General features: G+C 66.4%; 16 protein-coding genes. 13 read left to right on the forward strand and 3 right to left on the reverse strand.

All coding sequences use genetic code 11. The annotated features are described in order from the left end of the window. The first annotated feature begins 158 nt into the window (after positions 1-158). The 4 genes from PQU96_RS11320 to PQU96_RS11335 all read left to right on the forward strand — a co-directional run bounded on the left by PQU96_RS11320 (position 159) and on the right by PQU96_RS11335 (position 6,870). Positions 159-956, forward strand: coding sequence for a DeoR/GlpR family DNA-binding transcription regulator (locus tag PQU96_RS11320; RefSeq protein WP_272772445.1), 798 nt, complete (start codon positions 159-161; stop codon positions 954-956). Between the two features lie 69 nt (positions 957-1,025). Beyond that, the gene (locus tag PQU96_RS11325; protein ID WP_272772446.1) at positions 1,026-1,394 is read left to right on the forward strand and encodes a glutaredoxin family protein; all 369 of its coding nucleotides are present in this window, start codon (positions 1,026-1,028) and stop codon (positions 1,392-1,394) included. Positions 1,395-1,641: 247 nt separating this feature from the next. Further along, on the forward strand, positions 1,642-5,598 hold the full coding sequence (gene hrpA / locus PQU96_RS11330) for an ATP-dependent RNA helicase HrpA (RefSeq protein ID WP_272772448.1): 3,957 nt from the start codon (positions 1,642-1,644) through the stop codon (positions 5,596-5,598). A gap of 96 nt (positions 5,599-5,694) precedes the next feature. After that, the gene (locus tag PQU96_RS11335) at positions 5,695-6,870 is read left to right on the forward strand and encodes an HD-GYP domain-containing protein (RefSeq protein WP_272772449.1); all 1,176 of its coding nucleotides are present in this window, start codon (positions 5,695-5,697) and stop codon (positions 6,868-6,870) included. Between the two features lie 131 nt (positions 6,871-7,001). Here PQU96_RS11335 and ppk2 read toward each other — a convergent pair whose 3' ends face one another. Further along, positions 7,002-7,850, reverse strand: a complete 849-nt coding sequence (ppk2, locus tag PQU96_RS11340; protein WP_272772600.1) for a polyphosphate kinase 2 — start codon at positions 7,848-7,850, stop codon at positions 7,002-7,004. Positions 7,851-8,207: 357 nt separating this feature from the next. Between ppk2 and PQU96_RS11345 the strand changes: the two genes are divergently transcribed. Continuing rightward, positions 8,208-9,893 (forward strand): glutamine--tRNA ligase/YqeY domain fusion protein, encoded by a 1,686-nt coding sequence (locus tag PQU96_RS11345; protein WP_272772451.1) that lies wholly within the window; start codon positions 8,208-8,210, stop codon positions 9,891-9,893. 114 nt (positions 9,894-10,007) lie between these two features. Further along, entirely contained in the window at positions 10,008-11,642 is a 1,635-nt protein-coding gene (gene ushA, locus PQU96_RS11350; protein WP_272772452.1) for a bifunctional UDP-sugar hydrolase/5'-nucleotidase UshA, read from the forward strand. Positions 11,643-11,878: 236 nt separating this feature from the next. On the opposite strand, the gene clpB is transcribed toward ushA, so the two are convergent. Both clpB and PQU96_RS11360 read right to left on the reverse strand, forming a co-directional pair. Further along, on the reverse strand, positions 11,879-14,455 hold the full coding sequence (gene clpB, locus PQU96_RS11355; RefSeq protein ID WP_272772453.1) for an ATP-dependent chaperone ClpB: 2,577 nt from the start codon (positions 14,453-14,455) through the stop codon (positions 11,879-11,881). Positions 14,456-14,705: 250 nt separating this feature from the next. After that, complete coding sequence (locus PQU96_RS11360; RefSeq protein WP_272772454.1) at positions 14,706-16,739, reverse strand: methyl-accepting chemotaxis protein; 2,034 nt, start codon at positions 16,737-16,739, stop codon at positions 14,706-14,708. A gap of 271 nt (positions 16,740-17,010) precedes the next feature. Here PQU96_RS11360 and rsxA point away from each other — a divergent pair, with 271 nt between their 5' ends. The 7 genes from rsxA to nth are packed head-to-tail and all read left to right on the forward strand — an operon-like array spanning position 17,011 to position 22,938. Beyond that, positions 17,011-17,592 carry an electron transport complex subunit RsxA gene (gene rsxA / locus PQU96_RS11365; RefSeq protein WP_229799544.1) on the forward strand — a complete coding sequence of 194 codons (582 nt, stop codon included), beginning with the start codon at positions 17,011-17,013 and terminating at the stop codon, positions 17,590-17,592. Next, positions 17,589-18,164, forward strand: a complete 576-nt coding sequence (rsxB, locus tag PQU96_RS11370; protein WP_272772456.1) for an electron transport complex subunit RsxB — start codon at positions 17,589-17,591, stop codon at positions 18,162-18,164. Before rsxA ends, rsxB begins: the two co-directional genes overlap by 4 nt. Continuing rightward, entirely contained in the window at positions 18,161-19,963 is a 1,803-nt protein-coding gene (rsxC, locus tag PQU96_RS11375; RefSeq protein WP_272772457.1) for an electron transport complex subunit RsxC, read from the forward strand. The genes rsxB and rsxC overlap by 4 nt, the downstream gene beginning before the upstream one ends. After that, the gene (locus tag PQU96_RS11380; protein WP_272772458.1) at positions 19,960-20,961 is read left to right on the forward strand and encodes an RnfABCDGE type electron transport complex subunit D; all 1,002 of its coding nucleotides are present in this window, start codon (positions 19,960-19,962) and stop codon (positions 20,959-20,961) included. The genes rsxC and PQU96_RS11380 overlap by 4 nt, the downstream gene beginning before the upstream one ends. Continuing rightward, a complete protein-coding gene (locus PQU96_RS11385; protein ID WP_272772460.1) occupies positions 20,961-21,590 on the forward strand; it encodes an RnfABCDGE type electron transport complex subunit G in 630 nt (209 codons plus the stop codon). The genes PQU96_RS11380 and PQU96_RS11385 overlap by 1 nt, the downstream gene beginning before the upstream one ends. After that, entirely contained in the window at positions 21,587-22,309 is a 723-nt protein-coding gene (locus PQU96_RS11390) for an electron transport complex subunit E (RefSeq protein WP_272772462.1), read from the forward strand. Before PQU96_RS11385 ends, PQU96_RS11390 begins: the two co-directional genes overlap by 4 nt. Further along, the gene (nth, locus tag PQU96_RS11395; RefSeq protein ID WP_272772464.1) at positions 22,306-22,938 is read left to right on the forward strand and encodes an endonuclease III; all 633 of its coding nucleotides are present in this window, start codon (positions 22,306-22,308) and stop codon (positions 22,936-22,938) included. Before PQU96_RS11390 ends, nth begins: the two co-directional genes overlap by 4 nt.

A 22,938-nucleotide genomic window follows, 5' to 3' on the forward strand; every position in this document is an offset into this window, starting at 1 on the left:
CCAAAAAATGGCAACAACAGGCATGATTGTGCACCTTCACGAACAAAAACGCAAACAATCGTGCAACAATCGGCAGAAATAGCGCCTGGAATCGCGCAGGATTTGACCGAGACTGCACACTACTGCACGATGTTGCCTGTTTTCACCGAGGCCGCCCCATGAGCACCGAAGCACGCAAAGAACGTCCACCGGCGATCGCCCTGCCCAGCGACCGCCACCAGTACATCCGCCAGCGGCTGCAACAGGAAGGCCGCGTACTGGCCGCCGAGCTCGCGCAGACGCTGGGCGTGTCCGAGGACTCCATCCGCCGCGACCTGCGCGAACTGGCCGCCACCGGCATCTGCCAGCGCGTGTACGGCGGCGCCATCGCGATGACGCCCAACACCGGCAGCTTTATCGAACGCAGCCACGAAAACGTGGCGCGCAAGGCAAGGTTGGCCGCAACGGCGGTGCGCCTGCTGCAGCCGGGACAGTTCGTGTTCCTCGACGCCGGCACCACCAATCTGGAAATCGCGCGCGCGCTGCCGGACATGCCGCTGACGGTGGCCACCAACTCGATCCCGATCGCCGCGGCGCTGTTCGGCCGCAGCCAGTTCGAGGTGCTGGTGATCGGCGGGCGCATGGATCACCGCGTCGGCGGCACGCTGGGCAGCATCCCGACGCTGGCGGTGCAGGACATGCGCCCCGACCTGTGCTTCCTCGGCACCTGCTCGGTGGACATCGAACTGGGCGTCGGCACCACCCTCGCCGAGGAAGCGGCGTTCAAGCGCGTGCTGGTCGGCCAGTGCAACCAGATCGTGCTCGCCGTCACCAACGAGAAGCTCGGCACCGCGTCGCCGTTCGCGGTGGCCGGCATGCGCGACATCGGCCGGCTGGTGATCGAGGCCGACGCCGAGCCGCACAAGCTGGCCAGCCTGCAGCACAGCGGCGTGCCGCTGCTGATCGCCGACCAGTAGCCGGCAAGCGCTGGCCGCCGGCGGGCGCAGCCGCTACACTGGCGGCCAATTTTCCCACCGGATTTCACCATGCTGATCAAAGCCCTGCGCCTCGTGCTAGGCAACACCATCGTTGCCGCCGATTACCTCACCCGCCCGCGCAAGCTGCGCCGCGATGCCGCCAACCAGCAGCGCGTCGACGCCGCCGCGGCCAAACTGGCGCTGTACCAGTTCCGCGCCTGCCCGTTCTGCGTCAAGACCCGCCGCGTGTTGCATCGTCTCAACGTGCCGGTGGCGCTGCGCGACGCGAAAAACAATGCCGCGCACCGCGACGAGCTGCTGCAAGGCGGCGGCAAGATCCAGGTGCCGTGCCTGCGTATCGAGCAGGATGGCAAGGTGCAGTGGCTGTACGAATCGAAAGCCATCCGCGGCTATCTGGAACAGCACTTCGCCGCCTGAGAACCTGTTCAAAGTCTCGCGCGCTCACGTGAGACAAGGCGAAAACGGCTGAGGAAGCGGCATTGAGCTGGATATAAACAGGCATGCCGAAGCCGTTTTCAACGCCGTATCGCCCCATTGAAATCAGTCGCAGCAGACATTGAACCGGTTCTGACGCCCGGGCGGGCCGACACGGCCCGCCCGTCTCGCCCCCATGCCACTCTGCTATACTGTCGCCCTTTTGCAGCCCGCTCTTTAGAAGCCACGCATGACCACCACCGCCACCCCCGCCGCCCTGAAAGCCGCCCTGTCCACCTGCCTGCTGCGCGACCGCCCGCCGCTGAAACGCAAGCTGCAGGACGCCGAGCAGCGCCTGCGCAAGAACCAGCCGTCTGACAAGCTGCTGCAGGACATCGCCGCGCAGATCGCCCGCTCCGCCGGTCGCGCCGCCGCGCGCGCCGAACACCGGCCGCGGCCAACGTTTGACGACGCGCTGCCGGTCAACCAGAAGCTGGACGACATCAAGGCGGCGATTGCGGCCAACCAGGTGGTGATCATCTGCGGCGAGACCGGCTCCGGCAAGACCACGCAGCTGCCGAAGATCTGCCTGGAGCTGGGACGCGGTGTGTACGGCCTGATCGGCCACACCCAGCCGCGCAGGTTGGCCGCACGCTCGGTGGCAACCCGTATCGCGCAGGAGTTGGGATCGGAGCTGGGCACCCACGTCGGTTTCAAGGTGCGCTTCAACGACAAGCAGTCCGAGCGCAACGTGATCAAGCTGATGACCGACGGCATCCTGCTGGCGGAAACGCAGACCGACCGTTACCTGGAAGCCTACGACACCATCATCATCGACGAGGCGCACGAACGCAGCCTCAACATCGACTTCCTGCTTGGCTACCTGAAGCAGCTGCTGCCGCGCCGGCCGGACCTGAAGGTGATCATCACCTCGGCCACCATCGACGCCGACCGCTTCGCCCGCCACTTCGACGGCGCGCCGGTGCTGGAAGTCTCCGGCCGCACCTACCCGGTGGAAGTGCGCTACCGGCCGCTGAAACAGCGCGACGAGGACGAGCGCGAGGTGGAGATGGAAGACGCCATCGTCGACGCCGTCGACGAAATCTCGCGCCACGGCTCTGGCGACATCCTGGTGTTCCTGCCGGGCGAGCGCGAAATCCGCGACACCGCCGACAAGCTGCGCCGCAGCGGCATCCGCCACTACGAGATCCTGCCGCTGTTCGCGCGCCTCAGTAACGAGGACCAGCAGAAGATTTTCAAGCCGTCCGGCGGACGCCGCATCGTGCTGGCCACCAACGTGGCCGAGACCTCGCTCACCGTGCCGGGCATCAAGTACGTGATTGACACCGGCCTTGCCCGCATCAAGCGCTACAGCCCGCGCGCCAAGGTCGAGCAATTACAAGTAGAGAAAATCTCGCAGGCCGCCGCGCGCCAGCGTGCCGGCCGATGCGGCCGTATCGAGGCCGGCGTCTGCGTGCGGCTGTACGCCGAGGACGACTTCAACGCCCGTCCAGCGTTTACCGATCCGGAGATCGTGCGCTCCAGCCTGGCGGCGGTGATCCTGCGCATGGCTGCGCTGCGCCTGGGCAAGGTCGACGAATTCCCGTTCATCGAGCCGCCGTCCAGCCGCCTGATCGCCGACGGCTATCAGGTGTTGCAGGAGCTGGGCGCGGTGGACGAGCAGCTGCAGCTGACGCCGGTCGGCACCGAGCTCGCGCGCATTCCGGTCGACCCCAAGGTTGGCCGCATGCTGCTGGCCGGGCGCGAGCACCACTGCGTGCGCGAGGTGCTGATCATCGCCGCCGGGCTGTCGATCCAGGACCCGCGCGAGCGGCCGTTCGAGGCGCGCGAGGCCGCCGACCGCGCGCAGGCGCGCTTCAATGACGAGAAGTCCGATTTCCTGTCTTACCTGCACCTGTGGGACTTCTTCAGCAACGCGCTGGCCAACAAGCAGAGCAACCGCCAGCTGGTGAACCTGTGCCACGAGCACTTCCTGTCCCACATCCGCCTGCGCGAGTGGCGCGAGTTGCACGCGCAGCTGGCCGATATCGCCAGCGAGCTGAACCTGATCGAGAAAGACAAGGCGCACGCGCCGGCGGCTGCGGCCAACCCCGAGACCACGCCGAAGAAACGCGCTCAGGCCGATCTGGTGGCCTACGAGAAGCTGCACAAGGCGCTGCTGACCGGCCTGATCGGCAACATCGGCATGAAGTCGCAGGAGAGCGACGACTACACCGGCGCGCGCGGCGGCAGCTTCCTGGTCTTCCCCGGTACCGGCCTGAAGAAGGTGCGCCCGAAGTGGATCGTCACCGCCGAGCTGGTGGAAACCACCAAGCTATACGGCCGCTGTGTGGCACGCATCGAGCCTGAGTGGGTGGAGGCCGTCGCGCCGCACCTGGTCAAGCTGCACCACTTCGAGCCGCACTGGGAAAAGTCGCGCGGCGAGGTGGTGGCCAGCGAGCGCGTGACGCTGTTCGGCCTGACGCTGATCCCGCGCCGCCCGGTCAGCTACGGCCGCATCGCGCCGGAGGAGGCGCGCGAGCTGTTCATCCGCGGCGCACTGGTGGCGATGGAGTACGTGAGCAACGCGCCGTTCTTCCAGCGCAACCAGCAGCTGATCCGCGAGGTGGAACAGCTGGAGCACAAGGCGCGGCGCCAGGACGTGCTGGTGGACGAGGACGCGCTGTACGCATTCTACGCCGAGCGTCTTGGGCCAGGCGTGGTGGATGCCGCCAGCTTCGAGGCCTGGCGCAAGGAAGCGGAACAGCAGAATCCGAAGATCCTGTTCCTGACCCGCGACGAGCTGATGCGCCACGCCGCCGAGCACGTGTCGGAAAACCAGTTCCCCGAGTGGCGCGAGCTGGCCGAGAGCCGCTGCCGCCTGCGCTACCGTTTCGAGCCGAACCATCCGCTCGACGGCGTCACCATCGACCTGCCGCTGGCGGTGCTCAACACCCTGCAACCGGCCGAGTTCGAGTGGCTGGTGCCGGGCATGATCCGCGAAAAGCTGCAGGCGATGATCAAGGCGCTGCCCAAACAGATTCGCCGCTGCTGCGTACCGGTGCCGGATTTCGTGACCCAGTTCCTGCTGAGCAATCCGGACACCCAGCAGCCGATCGCACCGCAGCTGGCGCACTTCATCCTGCGCCACACCGGCGGGCTGAAGGTCGATCCGCTGGCGTTCAGCCAGGCCGAATTGCCGCCGCACCTGCTGTTCAACTTCCGCATCGTCGACGACGGCAAGCAGGAAATCGGCATGGGCCGCGACCTGCTCGCGCTGCAGAAGCAGTTCGGCCAGGCGGCGCAGCTGACCTTCCGCGACACCAGCGCCGAATTCGAGCGCGACAAGGTCGAGGCGTGGGACTTCGGCGAGCTGCCGCAGGCGATCCAGTTTGCGCGCGGCCGCCAGCAGCTGACCGGCTTCCCGGCGCTGACCATCGAGACTGATGACAAGGGCGAACGGGTGGCGATCCGCCTGTTCGACACCGAGACTGCGGCCAACCTTGAGCACCGCCGCGGCGTGGTGCGCCTGCTGCAGTACCAGTTGAAGGAGCACATGAAGCAGCTGAACAAGGGCCTGCCGGGCATGACCCAGCTGGGCCTGCAGCTGCGCAATGTGTGCAATGTCGACGAGCTGCTGCAGGACGCCATCGCCGCCATCTGCGACCGCGCCTTCATCGGCGACGACGAGGTCCCGCGCACCGAGAAGGCGTTCAACGAGCAGAAGGCGCGCGCCCGCACCCGGCTGCCGGCGGTGACGCAGGCGGTCACCGGCTACCTGAACCAGATCGCCGCCGAATACCAGGCGCTGCTGCCCAAGCTGCAGAAGCACCGCCTCGGCCATGAGCTGACGCAACAGCTGGACCGCCTGGTGTACAAGGGCTTCCTCACCGCCACGCCGTGGCAGCAACTGCCGCATCTGCCGCGCTATATGAAAGCGATGAGCCTACGCATGGAAAAACAGCCGGCCAACGCGCAGCGCGACGGCCAGCGCGGCGCCGAAATCCGCGACCTGTGGCAAAAATGGGAAGCGCGCATGGCGGAAGAGAACGAGCGCGGCGGCGCCAGCGAGGCGCTACAGCAGTATCGCTGGCATATTGAGGAGCTTCGCGTCGGCCTGTTCGCCCAAGAGCTGAAGACGCCGTACCCGGTATCGGTGAAACGGTTGCTAAAGCTATGGGACGAGCTGCCGAAAAACCTGCGTTGATCGCCGCCGCACACGCACGCCGCGGCAGCGCCCGGAACCACGGCATTTGCCGCCACACACACTGATGCATCATCACAGGGGTCGGATTCGCAGCTTATGAGTGAAACAACCACTACCAGATTGAGTGCCAGCCACGTCATCGTCGGCCAGGAATTGCAGATGGACGTGTACCACAAGAGCGGCGTGCTGCTGGTCAAGCGCGGCCACTACGTGCTGACCGAGGAGCAGAAGCAGCGGCTGCTGGCCAACGGCGAAATCAGCAAGGACGCCAAGATGGCCGCCGCCGAGCGCGAGCTGCGCGAACGCCGCGAAAAGCAGCAGGAGCAGCAGCGCAAGGAGCGCGAGAGCCGCGGCCGCAACCCGCTGGTGGAGATGGACAGCCTGGCGCACAAGATGCGCGGCCTGCTCAACCACTACTTCCACGTCAGCGAGTTCGAGTCGCAAATCGGCCAGGTCGCGCAGCGTCTGGCCACGCTGGCCGGGCAACAGCCGGACGGCCTGATCGCCTCCTGCCTGCTGGTGCCGTTCCAGGACTACGGCAGCACCCACAGCCTGCACACCGCCGCCATCCTCGCGGTGCTGGGGCGCCGCCTGAAGCTGCCGGCCGACGAGATGCAGGTGCTGCTGTGCGCGGCGCTGACCATGAACATCTCAGCCACCGGGCTGCACAGCGAGCTGACCAAGCAACAGTCGGGGCTCAGCAACGAACAGCAGCAGCAGATGTACGGCCACCCGCTGCTGTCCTCCGCACTGCTGCGCGACCTGGGCGTGGAAAACGAGCGCTGGCACCTGCTGGTGCAGCAGCACCACGAGGAGTGGAACGGCGCCGGCTACCCCTACGGCCTGAAGAAGGAAGAGATCGACCCCGGTGCGCACCTGATCCGCCTCACCGACGTGCTGACCTCGCTGCTGATCAGCCAGGCGCACCGCGCCGGGCGGCTGCCATCCATCGCGCTGGCACGCCTGTACAAGGGCGAATTCAGCGAGTTCGATTCGCGCTTTGTCGCGCTGCTGATCAAGGAACTGGGCATCTACCCGCCGGGCAGCTTCGTGCGCCTGGCCAACCAGGAGATCGCCATCGTCACCCACCGCGCCGCCGACGGCAACAACACCCAGCCGCGCGTCGCCAGCGTGCGCGCCGCCAACGGCGAGGTGTACGGCGAGCCGATGCCGCGCAACACCAGCCTTGCCGACTACGCCATCAGCCAGCCGGTGTCGCCGCAGGAAGCAGGCGTGCGACCCGCCTTCCTGCTGAAACTGTGGAACAATTAAAGCGCTGAACCGGCACCAGGCGCCCCCGCCCGGCCGCAAACGACAAAAGGTTGGCCGCAACACGCTTGCGGCCAACCTTTCGCTTTTTCACTGCGGCAACGGCGCCCTGCCCGGCGCGCCGCCGCGACCGCTCAGAAGCGGTCCAGCTCCTTCTCCGACGCCTCGAACACGCTGCCGGCGGCGCCGACGATCTTGTCGTCGGGACGGATGATGGCCAGGTTCTTGTCCGGGTACGGCAGATGCCACAGGAAGTGGCGCAGACAGTTGAGGCGGGCGCGTTTCTTGTCGTCGGACTTGATCACCGCCCACGGCGCGTCGCCGGTATCGGTGTGGAAGAACATCGCCTTCTTCGCCTCGGTGTAGTCGTCCCACTTGTCCAGCGACTGGATGTCGATCGGCGACAGTTTCCAGTGCTTCAGCGGATCGTCGCGACGGGAGATGAAGCGGCGCAGCTGCTCCTCGCGGCTGACCGAGAACCAGAACTTGAACAGGTGGATGCCGCTGTTGACCAGCATGCGCTCCAGCTGCGGCGTCTGGCGCATGAATTCCAGGTATTCCTGCGGCGTGCAGAAGCCCATCACCCGCTCGACGCCGGCGCGGTTGTACCAGCTGCGGTCGAACAGCACCATCTCGCCGGCGGTGGGCAGGTGCTGGATGTAACGCTGGAAGTACCACTGGCCGCGTTCCTGCTCGGTCGGCTTCTCCAGCGCCACCACCCGCGCGCCGCGCGGATTGAGGTGCTCCATGAAGCGCTTGATGGTGCCGCCCTTGCCGGCAGCGTCGCGGCCTTCGAACAGCACCACGATCTTCTGCCCGGTTTCCTTGACCCAGTTCTGCACCTTCAACAGCTCGACCTGCAGCGCGGCCTTCTGCCGCTCGTAGTCGTCGCGCTTGAGACGGCTGCGGTACGGATAGTCCGCCGGCAACGGCGCACTGGTGCTGTCCTCGGTACTGCCGTGCGGCGCGTGCGCCACCTGCAGCGCCACCGGCGCATGACTGATGGCCTCGATTTCACGTGCCGCCGCCTCGCGCGCCTTGGCCACCGCGCTGCGGCGCCGCGCCGGCGCCGGCTGCTTCGGTTCGGCGGCTGCGCTGGCGGTTTCGTTGCCGGCGTCGGTGCCGGTTTCGTTGTTCAATGCTGGTTCCTTGCTGTTTTCGTCATTCATGGTGCGGCTCTTTACGGTGGGGTGACAGAAACATGCTACGCCCCCGCTATTGTCAGCGTCATGGACTGGCTGGCGTGCAGTTGATGCGGATCAAATAGCGCAGCACTGCGCGGCAACAGGCGAATCGGGTACAATCGCAGGATCAGATTATTGCCGACCGAATTCATCACCATGTCCGTAGAAAACAACGCGCCCGTCATCAGCAACTTCATCCGCGCCATCATCGATGAAGACCTTGCCTCCGGCAAACACAGCAGCATCGTTACCCGCTTCCCGCCCGAACCCAACGGCTACCTGCACATCGGCCACGCCAAGTCGATCTGCCTGAACTTCGGCCTGGCCGAGGACTACCAGGGCAAGTGCAACCTGCGCATGGACGACACCAACCCGGAGAAGGAATCCGACGAGTACGTGCAGTCCATCAAGGACAGCGTGGCCTGGCTGGGCTTCCAGTGGGACGGCAACGTGCGCTACGCGTCCGACTACTTCCAGCAGCTGTACGACTACGCGATCGAGCTGATCAAGAGCGGCCACGCCTTCGTCTGCGATCTCAACGCCGACGAGATGCGCGAATACCGCGGCAGCCTGACCGAGCCGGGCAAGAACAGCCCGTACCGCGAGCGCAGCGTGGAAGAGAACCTCGACCTGTTCACACGCATGAAGAACGGCGAATTCGCCGACGGCAGCAAGACGCTGCGCCTGAAGATCGACATGACTTCCGGCAACGTGAACCTGCGCGACCCGGTGATCTACCGCATCCGCCGCGCGCACCATCACCGCACCGGCGACGCGTGGTGCATCTACCCGATGTACGACTACACCCACTGCATCTCGGACGCGATCGAGGGCATCACCCACAGCTTGTGCACGCTGGAGTTCGAAGACCACCGTCCGCTGTACGACTGGGTGCTGGACAACATCAGCATCGGCTGCCACCCTCGCCAGTACGAATTCTCGCGCCTGGAGCTGCTGTACGCGCTGACTTCCAAGCGCAAGCTGAACGCGCTGGTCACCGAAGGCAAGGTCAGCGGCTGGGACGACCCGCGCATGCCGACCATCGAAGGCATGCGCCGCCGCGGCTACAGCCCGGCCGGCATCCGCCTGTTCTCGCAGCGCATCGGCGTGTCGCGCGGTGAAAATATCATCGATCTGGCCATCCTCGAAGGCGCGGTACGCGAGACGCTGGAAAGCGAAGCCCCGCGCGTGATGGCGGTGCTGGATCCGATCAAGGTCACCCTCACCAACTTCCAGGACGGCGTCACCGCCAGCCGCAGCGCGCCGTACCACCCGCACCATCCGGAGTTCGGCGAGCGCGACGTGCCGATCGCCCGCGAGATCTACATCGAGCGCGAAGACTTTGCCGAAGTGCCGCCGCCGAAGTGGCAGCGCCTGACCGCCGGCGGTGAAGTGCGCCTGCGCTACAGCTACGTGATCAAGTGCGACGAGGTAATCAAGGACGCGGACGGCAAGGTAATCGAGCTGAAGTGCTCCATCGACCACGACACGCTGGGCCAGAACCCGGTTGGCCGCAAGGTGAAGGGCGTGATCCACTGGATCTCCGCCAGCCACGCGGTGGAAGCCGAGGTACGCCTGTACGATCGCCTGTTCAACGAGCCGCGGCCGGACGCGGTGCGCGGCGAGGACGGCGAATACGTCGACTTCATGCAGTTCCTGAACCCGGACTCGCTGCAGACCATCACCGGCTTTGTCGAGCCAGTGGTGCGCGACGCGGCACCGGAAACCCGCTACCAGTTCGAGCGCATCGGCTACTTCGTCACCGATCGCAAAGAGCACCAGCCGGGCAACAAGATCGTGTTTAACCGCACCGTCGGCCTGAAAGACAACTGGGCGAAATAATCACACGGGATGGCATGATCCCCGCAGATACGCTAAGTTAATGATGTAAAGCATGGCAGGACTCGATGTCCTGCCATTTTTTCGTCATCACGCGTTTACTGAGGGGTTAACGAGATGAAGGCACGCATCACCACCATCAGCCTGTCGCTGCTGGCACTAGGCATCGGCGGCTGCAGCAGCCTGGGCGGCTACCAGCCGGATAAGCCCTACCGCATCACCATCCTGCACACCAACGATCACCATGGCCGTTTCTGGAAAAACGGCGACGGCGAATACGGCCTGGCCGCGCGCAAGACGCTGATCGACGGCATCCGCGCCGAGGTCCAGGCCCAGGGCGGCTACAGCCTGCTGCTGGACGGCGGCGACGTGAACACCGGGGTGCCGGAATCCGACCTGCAGGACGCCGAGCCGGACTTCAAGGGCATGAACCGGCTGGGCTACGACGCGATGGCGGTCGGCAACCACGAGTTCGACAAGCCGCTGGCGGTGCTGCAGAAACAGCAGCGCTGGATAGACTTCCCGATGCTTGCGGCCAACGTTTACAAGGACGGACAGCGCCTGTTCCGGCCCTACCAGATCTTCAACCTCGGCGGCGTCAAGGTAGCGGTGATGGGCCTGACCACCGACGACACCTGGAAGCTGGTCAGCCCCGACAACGTGAAGGGCGTGGAATTCCGTCAGCCGGCCACCGAAGCCGCGGCGCTGATGCCGGAGCTGAAGGCGCGCGCCAACATCGTGATCGCCGCCACCCACATGGGCCACTACCCTGACGGCAACTACGGCGTGAATGCCGCGGGCGACGTGGAGATGGCGCGCGCGGTGAAGGGCTTCGACCTCATCGTCGGCGGCCACAGCCAGAACCCGGTGTGCATGCAGGCCGAGAACGTGCGCAACGACGCCTACGTCCCCGGCCAGCCCTGCGCGCCGGATCGCCAGAACGGCGCCTGGATCGTGCAGGCGCACGAATGGGGCAAATACGTTGGCCGCGCCGATTTCGAATACCGCAACGGCGAGCTGAGGCTGCTCTCGTACCGGCTGCTGCCGGTGAACCTGAAACAGACGGTCAAGCGCGCCGACGGCAGCAGCCAGAAGGTGCCGTACACCGCCGAGATCGCCGAGGACTCGGCGCTGCTGGGCTTCCTCAAGCCGTATCAGGACAAGGGCCAGGCGGCGCTGGGCGTGGAAGTGGGCAGCAGCGACGGCAAGCTCAACGGTGACCGCAGCGAGGTGCGCAAACAGCCGACCAGCCTCGGCGTGTTCGCCGCGATGGCGATGATGGACAAGGCCCGCGCCGACTTTGCGGTGGTCAATTCCGGCGGCATCCGTGACTCGCTGACGGCGGGCAAGATCAGCTACAAGGACGTGCTGAAGGTGTTCCCGTTCGGCAGCACCCTCACCTTCATCGACTTCAGCGGCAAGGAAGCGCTGGACTACCTCGCCGCCGCCGCGAAAATGAGCGCCGGCGCCGGTGCCTTCGCGCAATTTGCCGGCGTGCAGCTGCTGATCGAGAACGGCGAAGTGAAGCAGGCCCGCATCGGCGGCCAGCCTATCGACCCGGCCAGGACCTACCGCATGGCGATCAACAGCTTCATGGCCGCCGGCGGCGACGGCTACCCGCGCCTCGCCGGCAAGCCCGGCTTTGTCGACACCGGTTTTGTCGATGCCGACATGCTGAAGGCCTACATCGGCGCGCAAACCCCGATCCGAAGCAGCAATTTCGAGCCGGGCGATAGCGTGATCCGCCGCTAAGAGCCGGTTCACAAGCGACTACGCAAAAAAGGTTGGCCGCAAGCCAGACAGGCTTGCGGCCAACCTTTTTCAACGATGTATCAGGCCGTCGGCTTAGAGCGTATTCACGATCTCGCGAGCTAGGGCGAGACAAGGCGAAAACGGCTGAGGAAGCGGAATTGACATGGGGTCAATGAGCATTCCGAAGTCGTTTTTAACGCCGTATCGCCGAAGCGCAGCAGATCGTGAGCAGGCTCTCAGTCGAACACCAGCTGCCCACCGCGCACATCCACCAGCACCGTCGCTTTCGGCAGGTAGTGCCCGGCCAGGATCGCCTTCGCCAGCGGGTTTTCGATCTCGCTCTGGATCGCCCGTTTCAGCGGCCGCGCACCGTATACCGGGTCGAAACCGGCGTCTGCGATCAGGCTCAGCGCGTCCTCGCTCACCTGCAGGTTCAGCTCCAGCTTGGCCAGACGCTGCTCCAGCCGTTTCAGCTGGATTCGAGCGATGGACTTGATCTGCGCTTCCGCCAGTGCATGGAACACCACCAGCTCGTCGATACGGTTGACGAACTCCGGACGGAAGTGCGATTTCACCTCGGCCAGTACTGCCAGTTTCACCACCTGGTAGTCGTCGCTGGCCATGGCCTGGATGTGCTGGCTGCCCATATTGGACGTCATTACGATCACCGTGTTCTTGAAGTCCACGGTACGGCCCTGGCCGTCGGTCAGGCGGCCGTCATCCAGCACCTGCAGCAGCACGTTGAACACGTCCGGGTGCGCCTTTTCCACTTCGTCGAGCAGGATCACGCTGTAAGGCTTGCGGCGCACCTGTTCGGTGAGCATGCCGCCCTCCTCGTAACCGACGTAGCCCGGCGGCGCACCGATCAGGCGGGCAACGGAGTGCTTCTCCATGTACTCGGACATGTCGACGCGGATCAGGTGCTCCTCGCTGTCGAACAGGAAGCCGGCCAGCGCCTTGCACAGCTCGGTCTTGCCGACACCGGTGGGGCCGAGGAACAGGAAGGAACCGTACGGGCGGTTCGGGTCGGCAAGGCCGGAGCGCGAACGGCGGATGGCGTCGGCCACCACGGTCACCGCCTCGTCCTGGCCCACCACGCGCTGGTGCAGCACCTCTTCCATGTGCAGCAGCTTCTCGCGCTCACCGGTCAGCATCTTGGACACCGGAATGCCGGTCATGCGCGAGATCACCTCGGCGATTTCCTCGGCGCCGACCTGGGTGCGCAGCAGGCGGTTCGGCTTGTTATCGCCGCTGGCGGCGGCCTCGGCGTCCTTCAGCCGGCCCTCCAGTTGCGGCAGCTTGCCATACTGCAGTTCGGCCAGTTTCTGCCAGTCGCCCTTGCGCTTGAGTTCGTCCATTTCCACCTTCAGGCGCTCGATCTCTTCCTTGATCGACTGGCTGCCCTGCTGGCTGGCTTTCTCGGCCTTCCAGATTTCTTCCAGGTCGGCGTACTCGCGCGACAGCTCGCCGATTTCTTCCTCGATCAGCTGCAGGCGTTTTTTCGACGCCTCGTCGGTCTCGCGCTTCACTGCCTCGCGCTCGATCTTCAGCTGGATCAGACGGCGGTCGAGCTTGTCCATCTCCTCCGGCTTGGAGTCCAGCTCCATCTTGATCTTGGACGCGGCCTCGTCGATCAGGTCGATGGCCTTGTCCGGCAGGAAGCGGTCGGTAATGTAGCGGTGGCTCAGCTCGGCGGCGGCGACGATGGCCGGGTCGGTGATGTCCACGCCGTGGTGGATTTCATACTTTTCCTGCAGGCCGCGCAGGATGGCGATGGTGTCCTCCACCGTCGGCTCGTCCACCAGCACCTTCTGGAAGCGACGCTCCAGCGCGGCGTCCTTCTCGATATATTTCCGGTATTCATCGAGCGTGGTGGCACCCAGGCAGTGCAGCTCGCCGCGCGCCAGCGCCGGCTTCAGCATGTTGCCGGCGTCCATCGCGCCCTCGGCCTTGCCGGCACCGACCATGGTGTGGATCTCGTCGATGAACAGGATGATGCTGCCCTCGTCCTTGGCGATGTCGTTCAGCACCGCCTTCAGGCGCTCCTCGAACTCGCCGCGGAACTTGGCACCGGCGATCAGGCCGGCCATGTCCAGCACCAGCAGTTTCTTGTGCTTCAGGCTCTCCGGCACCTCGCCGTTGACGATGCGCTGCGCGAGACCCTCGACGATGGCGGTCTTGCCCACGCCCGGCTCGCCGATCAGCACCGGGTTGTTCTTGGTACGGCGCTGCAGCACCTGGATGGCACGGCGAATCTCGTCGTCACGGCCGATCACCGGGTCCAGCTTGCCCTGCCGCGCGCGCTCGGTCAGGTCCAGCGTGTACTTTTTCAGCGCCTCGCGCTGCTCTTCGGCATCGGCACTGTTGACCGCGTCGCCGCCGCGCACCGCCTCCACCGCCGCGTGGATGGCCGCGCTGTTGCCGCCGTGCTGTTTCAGCAGACGGCCGGTCTCGCCCTTGTCCTCGGCCAGCACCAGCAGGAACAGCTCGCTGGCGATGAACTGGTCGCCGCGCTTCATCGCCGCCTTGTCGGCGAGGTTCAGCAGATTGGTCAGGTCGCGCGACACGGTGACCTCGCCACCGGTGCCGGACACCTTGGGCAGGCGAGCCACCGCATCGCGCAGGCTGCCTTTCAGCGCGCTGACATTGACGCCGGCTCGCGCCAGCAGGCTGACGATGCCGCTGTCGGCGTCGTCCAGCATCGCCAGCAGCAGGTGCTGCGGCTCGATATAGGCATTGTCGCTCGCCAGTGCCAGGCTCTGGGAATCGCCCAGCGCCTGCTGGAATTTGGTGGTGAGTTTGTCGAAACGCATCACAGGCTCCTTGCTTGCAGTTTGATGATGACAAACTTGGGCATCACGCATGGCTTTTCAAGCGGCACCCGCAGCGTTTTTGTCCGGGATCAAGCGGCGCCGCGATCACGCCACCGCAATACGGGCCAGCTTGTACCACCATAGCCCAAATGACGGCGGCAGCCGGCAAAAGCAGCAGGCCCGTGTCCACCTCACGGCAGAACACTGGCCTGGCGCGTTGCGGCCAACGTTGGCCGCAAGCGATCCGGTATCAGGTACGGAACACGCTGACCTCGTCGCGCAGCGCATCGGCAAGGCCGGTCATGTGCTGCGCCGTCTCGGACGAACGCTGCGCCGCCTCGCTGCCGACCTGCGCCTGCGACGCCACTGTCGCCACCTGCGCCGCGATCTCCTCCACGCTCTGCCGCTGCTCGCCGAGCTGCTCATGGATGCGCGACACCACCGCCATCGTCTCGCGCGAAGCGTCCAGAATGCTGTCGATCGCGTGGCGGGCCTCGCCGGTGATCGCCGCGCCGTTGGCCGCCAGCGTCACCGACTGGCGCATTGCGTCCACCGCCGCCAGCGTCGCCTGCTGCATGGCGCCGATCATGCCGCCGATTTCCTGCGTCGACTGGCTGGTGCGCTCCGCCAGCTTGCGCACCTCGTCGGCGACCACGGCAAAACCGCGGCCGGATTCGCCGGCGCGCGCCGCCTCGATCGCGGCATTCAGCGCCAGCAAGTTGGTCTGGTCGGCGATGTCGCGGATCACCGCGATGATGCTGGTGATCTGGCTGGCGCTGCCTTCCAGGCTGTGCAGGCTGCCTTCGGCGGCACCGAGGGTGTTGGCGATGCGGTTGACCTCGTCCACCGCCGCCACCAGACTCTGACTGCCCTGGCTCGCGGCGTCGCTGGAGGCGCGCGCGGCGCGGCTGGCCTCGCCGGCGACGTGTTCGATGCGGTGCACGCCGTCATTCAGCTGGCGGGCGTGATTGTCCATCACGCCGGCGCTGTCGCGCTGTTCGCCGGCGGCCACGGCAGCGGTTTCTGCCTTGCCGGCCAGTTCGTGCGCGGCGGCTTCCAGTTCTTCGGCGTGGGCGCGGGTGCGGTTCAGCGACTGGCGGAAGCTCTCCAGCAGGTTGTTGAGTGCGCCGGCCACCTCGCCGATTTCGTCGCGGCGCGGGATGTCGAGACGGCGGGTCAGGTCGCTGCTGTCGCGCACCTCGCCGACGGCCTTGACCAGCAGCCGCACCGGACGGGCCACCAGCCGGCCGGTGAGCAGCCACAGCGACAATGACAGCAGCACCAGCAGCAGCAGGCAGCCGCCGATCAGGCCCTGCAGCAGGACGTTGTTGTCGCGTTGCAGCTCGGCGGTCAGCTCGTCGCTGACGATCACCCAGCCCCAGGCGTCAAAGCGCTGCCAGGTCAGCATGTGTTCGGCCGGCTTGCCGTTGTCGTCCAGCTTGCGCACGGTGCGGCTGCCGCTGGCCTGGTTCAGCATCGCGGCAAGGTAAGGTTGGCCGCCGGCATCGACGTCCTTGTCAATGGTGCGGCCGGTCAGTTTCGGGTGCAGCACGAAGCGGCCGAATTCGCTGCTGTTCTTGTCGGCGCCGATGATGACGATATGGCCGGACTCGCCCAGCTTGACCTTGGACAGGCGCGCCAGCAGGCCGCCGACACCCTCGCTGGCGCTGAGCGCCACCGAGGTGGCGCCGATCACCTGATCCTGCTCGTTCTTCAGCGGGCTGTAGCTGACCACGTACTCCTTGTCGAACATCACCACCTTGCCCTGGAACGGCATGCCGCGGCTCAGACGCTCGTACACCGGACTGTTGCGCTCCAGCTTGCTGCCGACCGCGCGGCGACCGTCGGCGGTCAGCAGCGAAGTCGACACCCGGTAGAAGTCATCTCCGTCCTTGACCAGCACCGAAGCCGGGTTGCCGCTGCGCACCGCGAACTCGCCGGCGAGATCGTGATTATTGTTGAGCAGCACCCCGCCCACTTTCAGCGCCGGCAGCAGCTGGCCGCCGGTATCGACCTTTTCTTCCGGCACCACGGCAAAGGCGCCGCCGAAACTGGCGACGAACATGCGCTCGAACTGCTGCGCGGAGATTTTCAGTGCGTCGTCGAAGCCGGCCGCCATATTGGCCGACTGGTGGATCAGCTGCTGCTGCACCGCCTGGGTGCGCTCGACCAGCAGCTTTTGCGAGAACAGATAGGCCGGCACCATCAGGGCGGCCACCAACAGTGACATCAGGGCGACCTGGGCCCAGACCAGACGGGTGCCGATGCTGATCGCACGCTTCATCCTTAGCTTCCTTATCGTTTTTTTTATTCCGGTATTTCACCGTTACGCCGCTGGCGGCAGGGTCGCGCAGCAGCGGCGAAAAACGGCCGCCCGGCTTACGGGCGGTCACTTTGGCAACTGTATACAAGTACACAATGACACAGTCGTGCCGGCGCGGACAAGCAAGATCTGCTCCACCGTGGCGAAACTGCCAGCCGCTTTACCCAGATCAAGGTTGAAGCGGCACCGGCGAACACGGATAATCCGCGGATAACGCTTACCGGGTCCCGGAATGGATTTGCAACACTACTTTTTGCTGCTGGTCAGCACCGTGCTCGTCAACAACGTGGTGCTGGTGCGCATGCTCGGGCTGTGCCCGTTCATGGGGGTGTCCAGAAAGCTGGAAGCCGCCATCGGCATGGGTGCCGCCACCGCTTTCGTGCTGACGCTGGCCTCCGGCAGCAGCCACCTGATCAACCTGCTGCTGGTCGCGCTCGATCTTGAATACCTGCGCACCCTGTCCTTCATCGTGGTGATCGCCGCCATCGTGCAGTTCACCGAGATGGTGATCCACAAGACCAGCCCGGTGCTGTACCAGTCGCTGGGCATCTACCTGCCGCTGATCACCACCAACTGCGCGGTTCTGGGCGTGCCGCTGCTCAACGTGCAGGCGCAGCACAGCTTTGCCGAGGCACTGGTGTTCGGCCTCGGCTCCGCGCTCGGCTTCTCGCTGATCCTGATCCTGTTCGGCGCCATGCGCGAACGGCTGGAAGGCGCCGACGTGCCGTTGCCGTTTCGCGGCACCGCGATCGCGCTGGTGACCGCTGGGCTGATGAGCCTCGCCTTCATGGGTTTCGGGGGGCTGGTGCAATGAGCGAACTGCTGATCGCGGTGGCGCTGATGCTGCTGCTGGCACTGCTGCTGGGCGCCATTCTCGGCTACGCCTCGGTGCGTTTCCGCGTCAAGGCCGACCCGCTGGTGGACAAGATCGACGCCATCCTGCCGCAGACGCAATGCGGCCAGTGCAGCCATCCCGGCTGTCGCCCCTACGCCGAGGCGCTGGCCGCCGGCAACGACGACATCAACAAGTGCCCGCCCGGCGGCGAGGACGGCATCCGCAAGCTGGCCGAGCTGCTCGGCGTCGAATTCAAGCCGTTCGGCGAGGGCGCGCCGCAGCCGAAAGCGAAGGCGGTGGCGCTGATCGACGAGGCCACCTGCATCGGCTGTACCCTGTGCATCCAGGCCTGTCCGGTGGACGCCATCCTCGGCGCCGCCAAGCAGATGCACACCGTGATTGCCAGCGAATGCACCGGCTGCGAGCTGTGCCTGGCACCCTGTCCGGTCGACTGCATCCGCATGATTCCGCCGGGCAGCGAGCTGACCAACTGGAAGTGGCGCTACCCCACCATCCCGATCAGGAACGTCGGCAGCGGGGTTACGCGATGATGCCGCTGTTCGATTTTCCCGGCGGCATCCACCCGCCGGAAAACAAGGCTCAATCCAGCGCCGCGCCGATCCGCCAGGCACCGCTGCCGCCGCAGCTGCACGTCGCGCTGCGCCAGAGCATGGGCAATGCCGCGCGCCCCTGCGTCGCCGTCGGCGACCGCGTCGCCAAGGGCCAGCTGATCGCCAGCGCCGACGGCTGCCTGTCGGCCGCGGTGCACGCGCCGACTTCCGGCGTGATCAGCGCCATCGCGCCACAGCCGTTTGCTCACCCGTCCGGCCTGCCGGAGCTGGCCATCACCCTCGACAGCGACGGCGAGGAGCGCTGGATTGATCGCCAGCCGCTGCACGACTGGCCGCAGCGCAGCGGTGCCGAAATCCGCGACTTCCTGGCGCAGATGGGCATCGTCGGTCTCGGCGGCGCGGTGTTCCCCAGCCACCTGAAGCTCGGCGTCAGCCCGCTGGAAACGCTGGTTATCAACGGCGCCGAGTGCGAGCCCTACATCAGCTGCGACGACCGCCTGATGCGCGAGCGCGCCGACGCCATCTGCGACGGCATCGCCGTCACCCGCCATGCGCTGCAGGCGCGCGAGGTGCTGATCGGCATCGAGGACAACAAGCCGCAGGCCATCGCCGCGATGCAGGCCGCCGCCGCCGTGCACGGCTTCGGCGTGGTGGCAGTGCCGACCAAATACCCCAGCGGCGGTGCCAAGCAGCTGATCCGCCTTCTGACCGGCAAGGCCATCCCGCACGGCGTGCGCGCCACCGAACACGGCGTGCAGTGCTTCAACGTCGCCACCGTCTACGCCATCGGCCGCGCGGTGCTGCACGGCGAGCCGCTGATCAGCCGCATCGTCACCCTCACCGGCGCGGTGGACGCTGCGGCCAACGTCGAGGCGCTGATCGGCACCCCGCTGGCCAGCCTGCTGGCGCTGGCGCGGCCGCACCGCGACAGCCACGAGGTGGTGATGGGCGGGCCGCTGATGGGCTTCACCCTGCCCGACCTTGCCGCCGGGCTGACCAAGGCCGGCAACTGTCTGCTCGTCAAGTCGCCGGCGCTGTTCCCGCCACGGCCGCCGGCGCAGCCCTGCATCCGCTGCGGCGACTGCGCCAGCGCCTGCCCGGTGTCGCTGCAGCCGATGGACCTGTTCTGGTTCGCCAAGGCGAAGAACTTCGACAAGGCGCAACAGTGGCAGCTGTTCGACTGCATCGAGTGCGGCGCCTGCAGCTACGTCTGCCCCAGCCAGATCCCGCTAGTCGACTACTACCGTTTCGCCAAGAGCGAGATCTGGGCCGCCGAGCGCGACAAGAACGCGGCCAACCTCGCGCGGCAGCGCCACGAGTTCCGCCAGTTCCGCCTGCAGCGCGACAAGGCAGAAAAGGCGCAACGCCTCGCCGACAAGGCGGCCCAGGCCGCCGCACGCCAGGCTGCCAGTCACAGCGCTGCGGCCAACCTTGCGCCCGATGTCGTGCCCGGCGTCGACCCAAAACAGGCCGCCATCGCCGCCGCCATGGCACGCGCCGCCGCGCAGCGCGAAGCGGCACCACTACCGGAGCAGCACAGCAGCGGTCTGAATGACGCCAAGCAGGCGGCGATTGCCGCCGCGATGGCCCGTGCCGCCGCACGCAAGAGCGCCGACGACGAAGCCAAGGCCGCCAATGGCCAGCCATCTTCCCCGCCACTGCAGAGCAGCGGGCTCGATGACGCCAAGCAGGCAGCCATCGCCGCCGCGATGGCCCGTGCCGCCGCACGCAAGGCCGCCGCCGATCAAGCCAGGGCCAACCAACAACCCGACTCATGACCGCTATCCACTCGACCCATATCGCCAAACCGGCCACCGTGTCCACGGTGATGCTGAAAGTCCTCGCCGCGCTGCTGCCCGGCATCGCCTTGTCCGTCTACTGCAACGGCATCGGCATCCTGCTGCAGCTGCTGCTGGCCAGCCTCACCGCGCTGGCGGCGGAGGCCGCCATGCTGCGCCTGCGCGGCGTGGCGGTGCTGCCGGCGCTGAAGGACCTGTCCGCCATCGTCACCGCGTGGTTGCTGGCGCTGTCGCTGCCGGCGCTGGGCAGCTGGTGGATGATCGTGGTCGCCACCCTGTTCGCCATCATCGTCGCCAAGCAGCTGTACGGCGGCCTCGGCAACAATCCGTTCAACCCGGCGATGGCAGGCTTCGCATTGATGGTGGTGTCGTTCCCGGCGCAGATGGCGCAATGGGGCAGCCCGCAGCTGCCGCTGGACACCGCCGCGCAGTGGCAATGGATCTTCCTGCACACGCTGGCGCCAGGCGCCGTGCCGGACGCGATCAGCAGCGCCACGCCGCTGGACGTGATCAAGACCGGGTTGCGCCAGGGCCAGGCGCTGGCCGGCTTGCTGCCATCGTCGGCGGCGCAGGGGCTGGTCGCGCTGGGCTGGCTGGCCGGCGGCCTGTGGCTGTGGCAGCAGAAGCTGATCCCGTGGCAGACGCCGCTGGCGATGCTGGCCGGGTTGCTGACACTGGCGCTGCCGCTGTGGCTGTGGCAGCCGGCACAGTACGCGTCGCCGCTGCTGCACCTGCTGCAGGGCGGCACCCTGCTGGCGGCGGCCTTCATCGTTACCGATCCGGTATCCGGCTCCACCACCCCCAGGGGGCGGCTGATCTTCGGCTTCAGCGTCGGGCTGCTGACCTACGTCATCCGCGTGTTCGGCAACTTCCCGGACGGCATCGCCTTCGCCGTGCTGCTGATGAACATGACGGCGCCGCTGTTGGACCAGTACACGCGACCCGCCGTGTTCGGTCATCGCAAGGGGCGTTCCTGATGCGCCGCCCATGGCAACAGGCGCAACGCAGCGCGCTGATCCTGGCCGGCTTCGCCACCACCGCCACGCTGCTGCTGGGCGGCACCTGGCTGGCCACACACCGCACCGTCGCCGCCAACGAACTCGCCGCGCAGAGTGCGCTGCTGGCGCAAACGCTGCCCGCGGCCAGCTTCGACAACGTGTTGCCCGCCAGCCGCCAGCCGCTGCCACCGGCCATCCAGCAGGCCTTTGGCAGCCGCGAGGCTCTGGCGTATTACACCGCACGCCACCAGGGCCGCGTCAGCGGCCTGGTGTTTGAGAACGTGGCGCCGGACGGCTACAGCGGCCGCATCCGCCTGCTGATCGGCCTGTTGCCGGATGGCAGCGTGTACGCGGTACGGGTGGTCAAGCACCAGGAAACGCCCGGCCTTGGCGATTACATCGACATCGCGCGCAGCGAATGGGCGCGCCAGTTCGGCGGCAAGGGTGCGGCCAACCTGCCGTCGTGGCGCGTGCGCAAGGACGGCGGCGAATTCGACTACGTCAGCGGCGCCACCATTTCCGCCCGCGCCGTCACCGCCGCGGTTGGCCGCACCGTGGCCACCTTCCATCGCTACCGCGCCATCTTGCTCCCCCGGAATACGCCATGACCACACCCGCAAGCGCCAGCCGCTGGCGCGACATCTGCCACAACGCGCTGTGGAAACAGAACCCCGGCCTCGTGCAGCTGCTGGGGCTGTGCCCGGTGCTGGCCATCAGCAACACCGCCGTCAACGCGCTGGCGCTGGGGCTGGCCACCACGCTGGTGACCACCCTCTCCGGCAGCGCGGTGGCCGCCGCGCGGCAGTGGATTCCCAACGACATCCGCAACCCGGTGTTCATCATCATCATCGCCACGCTGGTGACCTGCGTCGATCTGGCGATGAATGCCTGGCTGCACGGCCTGTACCTGGTGCTCGGCATTTTCATTCCGCTGATCACCACCAACTGCATCGTGCTGGCGCGGGCCGAGGCGTTTGCCTCGCGCAACAGCGTGCGCGCGGCGGCACTGGACGGCCTGATGATGGGACTGGGGCTGACGCTGGTGCTGCTGCTGCTGGGCGGCCTGCGCGAAATACTGGGCAAGGGCACGCTGTTCGATGGCGCGCACCTGCTGCTGGGCGAGGCCGGCCACGCACTGGTGCTGCATCTGGTGCCGGCCGAGGCCCACTACCAGTTCCTGCTGGCGATGCTGCCGCCTGGCGGCTTCATCGGCCTTGCGCTGCTGATTGCCGCCAAGAACTGGCTGGACGAACGCGCCCGTCAGCGCGCCACCCGGAACGCCAGCCAACCCGCACCCACGACTTCACGCGTAGCGAGTACCGAATGAACAAAGCCATCCGCGCCGAGATCTTTGCCCGCCTGCAGGCGCAGAACCCGCACCCCACCACCGAGCTGGAGTACGACACGCCGTTCCAGCTCCTGATTGCCGTGCTGCTGTCGGCGCAGGCCACCGACGTCGGCGTCAACAAGGCCACCCGGCTGCTGTTTCCGGTGGCGCCGACACCGGACAAGATGCTGGCACTGGGCGTGGAAGGGCTGGAGGAGTACATCAAGACCATCGGCCTGTACCGCACCAAGGCGAAGAACACCATCGCCACCTGCCGCATCCTGCTGGAACAGCACGGTGGCGAGGTGCCGCAGCAGCGCGAGGCGCTGGAGGCGCTGCCCGGGGTTGGCCGCAAGACCGCCAACGTGGTGCTCAACACCGCCTTCGGCCAGCCGACCATCGCGGTGGACACTCACATCTTCCGCGTGGCCAACCGCACCCGCCTTGCCCCCGGCAAGGACGTGCGCGAGGTGGAGGACAAGCTGGTGCGGCTGATCCCGGCCGAGTACCGGCTCGACGCCCACCACTGGCTGATTCTGCACGGCCGCTACGTGTGCAAGGCGCGCAAGCCGGAGTGCGATCGCTGCATCATCGCGGACCTCTGCGAATATCCGGCAAAACCGTTATGA

It is taken from the genome of Vogesella margarita, assembly GCF_028548475.1.
Classification (GTDB): domain Bacteria; phylum Pseudomonadota; class Gammaproteobacteria; order Burkholderiales; family Chromobacteriaceae; genus Vogesella; species Vogesella margarita.

What these genes read in the sequence shown, in the direction of transcription:
- PQU96_RS11320 (WP_272772445.1), top strand. Translation starts at nt 159, where the DNA reads ATGAGCACCGAAGCACGCAAAGAACGTCCACCGGCGATCGCCCTGCCC.
- PQU96_RS11325 (WP_272772446.1), top strand. Translation starts at nt 1,026, where the DNA reads ATGCTGATCAAAGCCCTGCGCCTCGTGCTAGGCAACACCATCGTTGCC.
- hrpA (WP_272772448.1), top strand. Translation starts at nt 1,642, where the DNA reads ATGACCACCACCGCCACCCCCGCCGCCCTGAAAGCCGCCCTGTCCACC.
- PQU96_RS11335 (WP_272772449.1), top strand. Translation starts at nt 5,695, where the DNA reads ATGAGTGAAACAACCACTACCAGATTGAGTGCCAGCCACGTCATCGTC.
- PQU96_RS11345 (WP_272772451.1), top strand. Translation starts at nt 8,208, where the DNA reads ATGTCCGTAGAAAACAACGCGCCCGTCATCAGCAACTTCATCCGCGCC.
- ushA (WP_272772452.1), top strand. Translation starts at nt 10,008, where the DNA reads ATGAAGGCACGCATCACCACCATCAGCCTGTCGCTGCTGGCACTAGGC.
- clpB (WP_272772453.1), bottom strand. Translation starts at nt 14,455, where the DNA reads ATGCGTTTCGACAAACTCACCACCAAATTCCAGCAGGCGCTGGGCGAT.
- PQU96_RS11360 (WP_272772454.1), bottom strand. Translation starts at nt 16,739, where the DNA reads ATGAAGCGTGCGATCAGCATCGGCACCCGTCTGGTCTGGGCCCAGGTC.
- rsxA (WP_229799544.1), top strand. Translation starts at nt 17,011, where the DNA reads ATGGATTTGCAACACTACTTTTTGCTGCTGGTCAGCACCGTGCTCGTC.
- rsxB (WP_272772456.1), top strand. Translation starts at nt 17,589, where the DNA reads ATGAGCGAACTGCTGATCGCGGTGGCGCTGATGCTGCTGCTGGCACTG.
- rsxC (WP_272772457.1), top strand. Translation starts at nt 18,161, where the DNA reads ATGATGCCGCTGTTCGATTTTCCCGGCGGCATCCACCCGCCGGAAAAC.
- PQU96_RS11380 (WP_272772458.1), top strand. Translation starts at nt 19,960, where the DNA reads ATGACCGCTATCCACTCGACCCATATCGCCAAACCGGCCACCGTGTCC.
- PQU96_RS11385 (WP_272772460.1), top strand. Translation starts at nt 20,961, where the DNA reads ATGCGCCGCCCATGGCAACAGGCGCAACGCAGCGCGCTGATCCTGGCC.
- PQU96_RS11390 (WP_272772462.1), top strand. Translation starts at nt 21,587, where the DNA reads ATGACCACACCCGCAAGCGCCAGCCGCTGGCGCGACATCTGCCACAAC.
- nth (WP_272772464.1), top strand. Translation starts at nt 22,306, where the DNA reads ATGAACAAAGCCATCCGCGCCGAGATCTTTGCCCGCCTGCAGGCGCAG.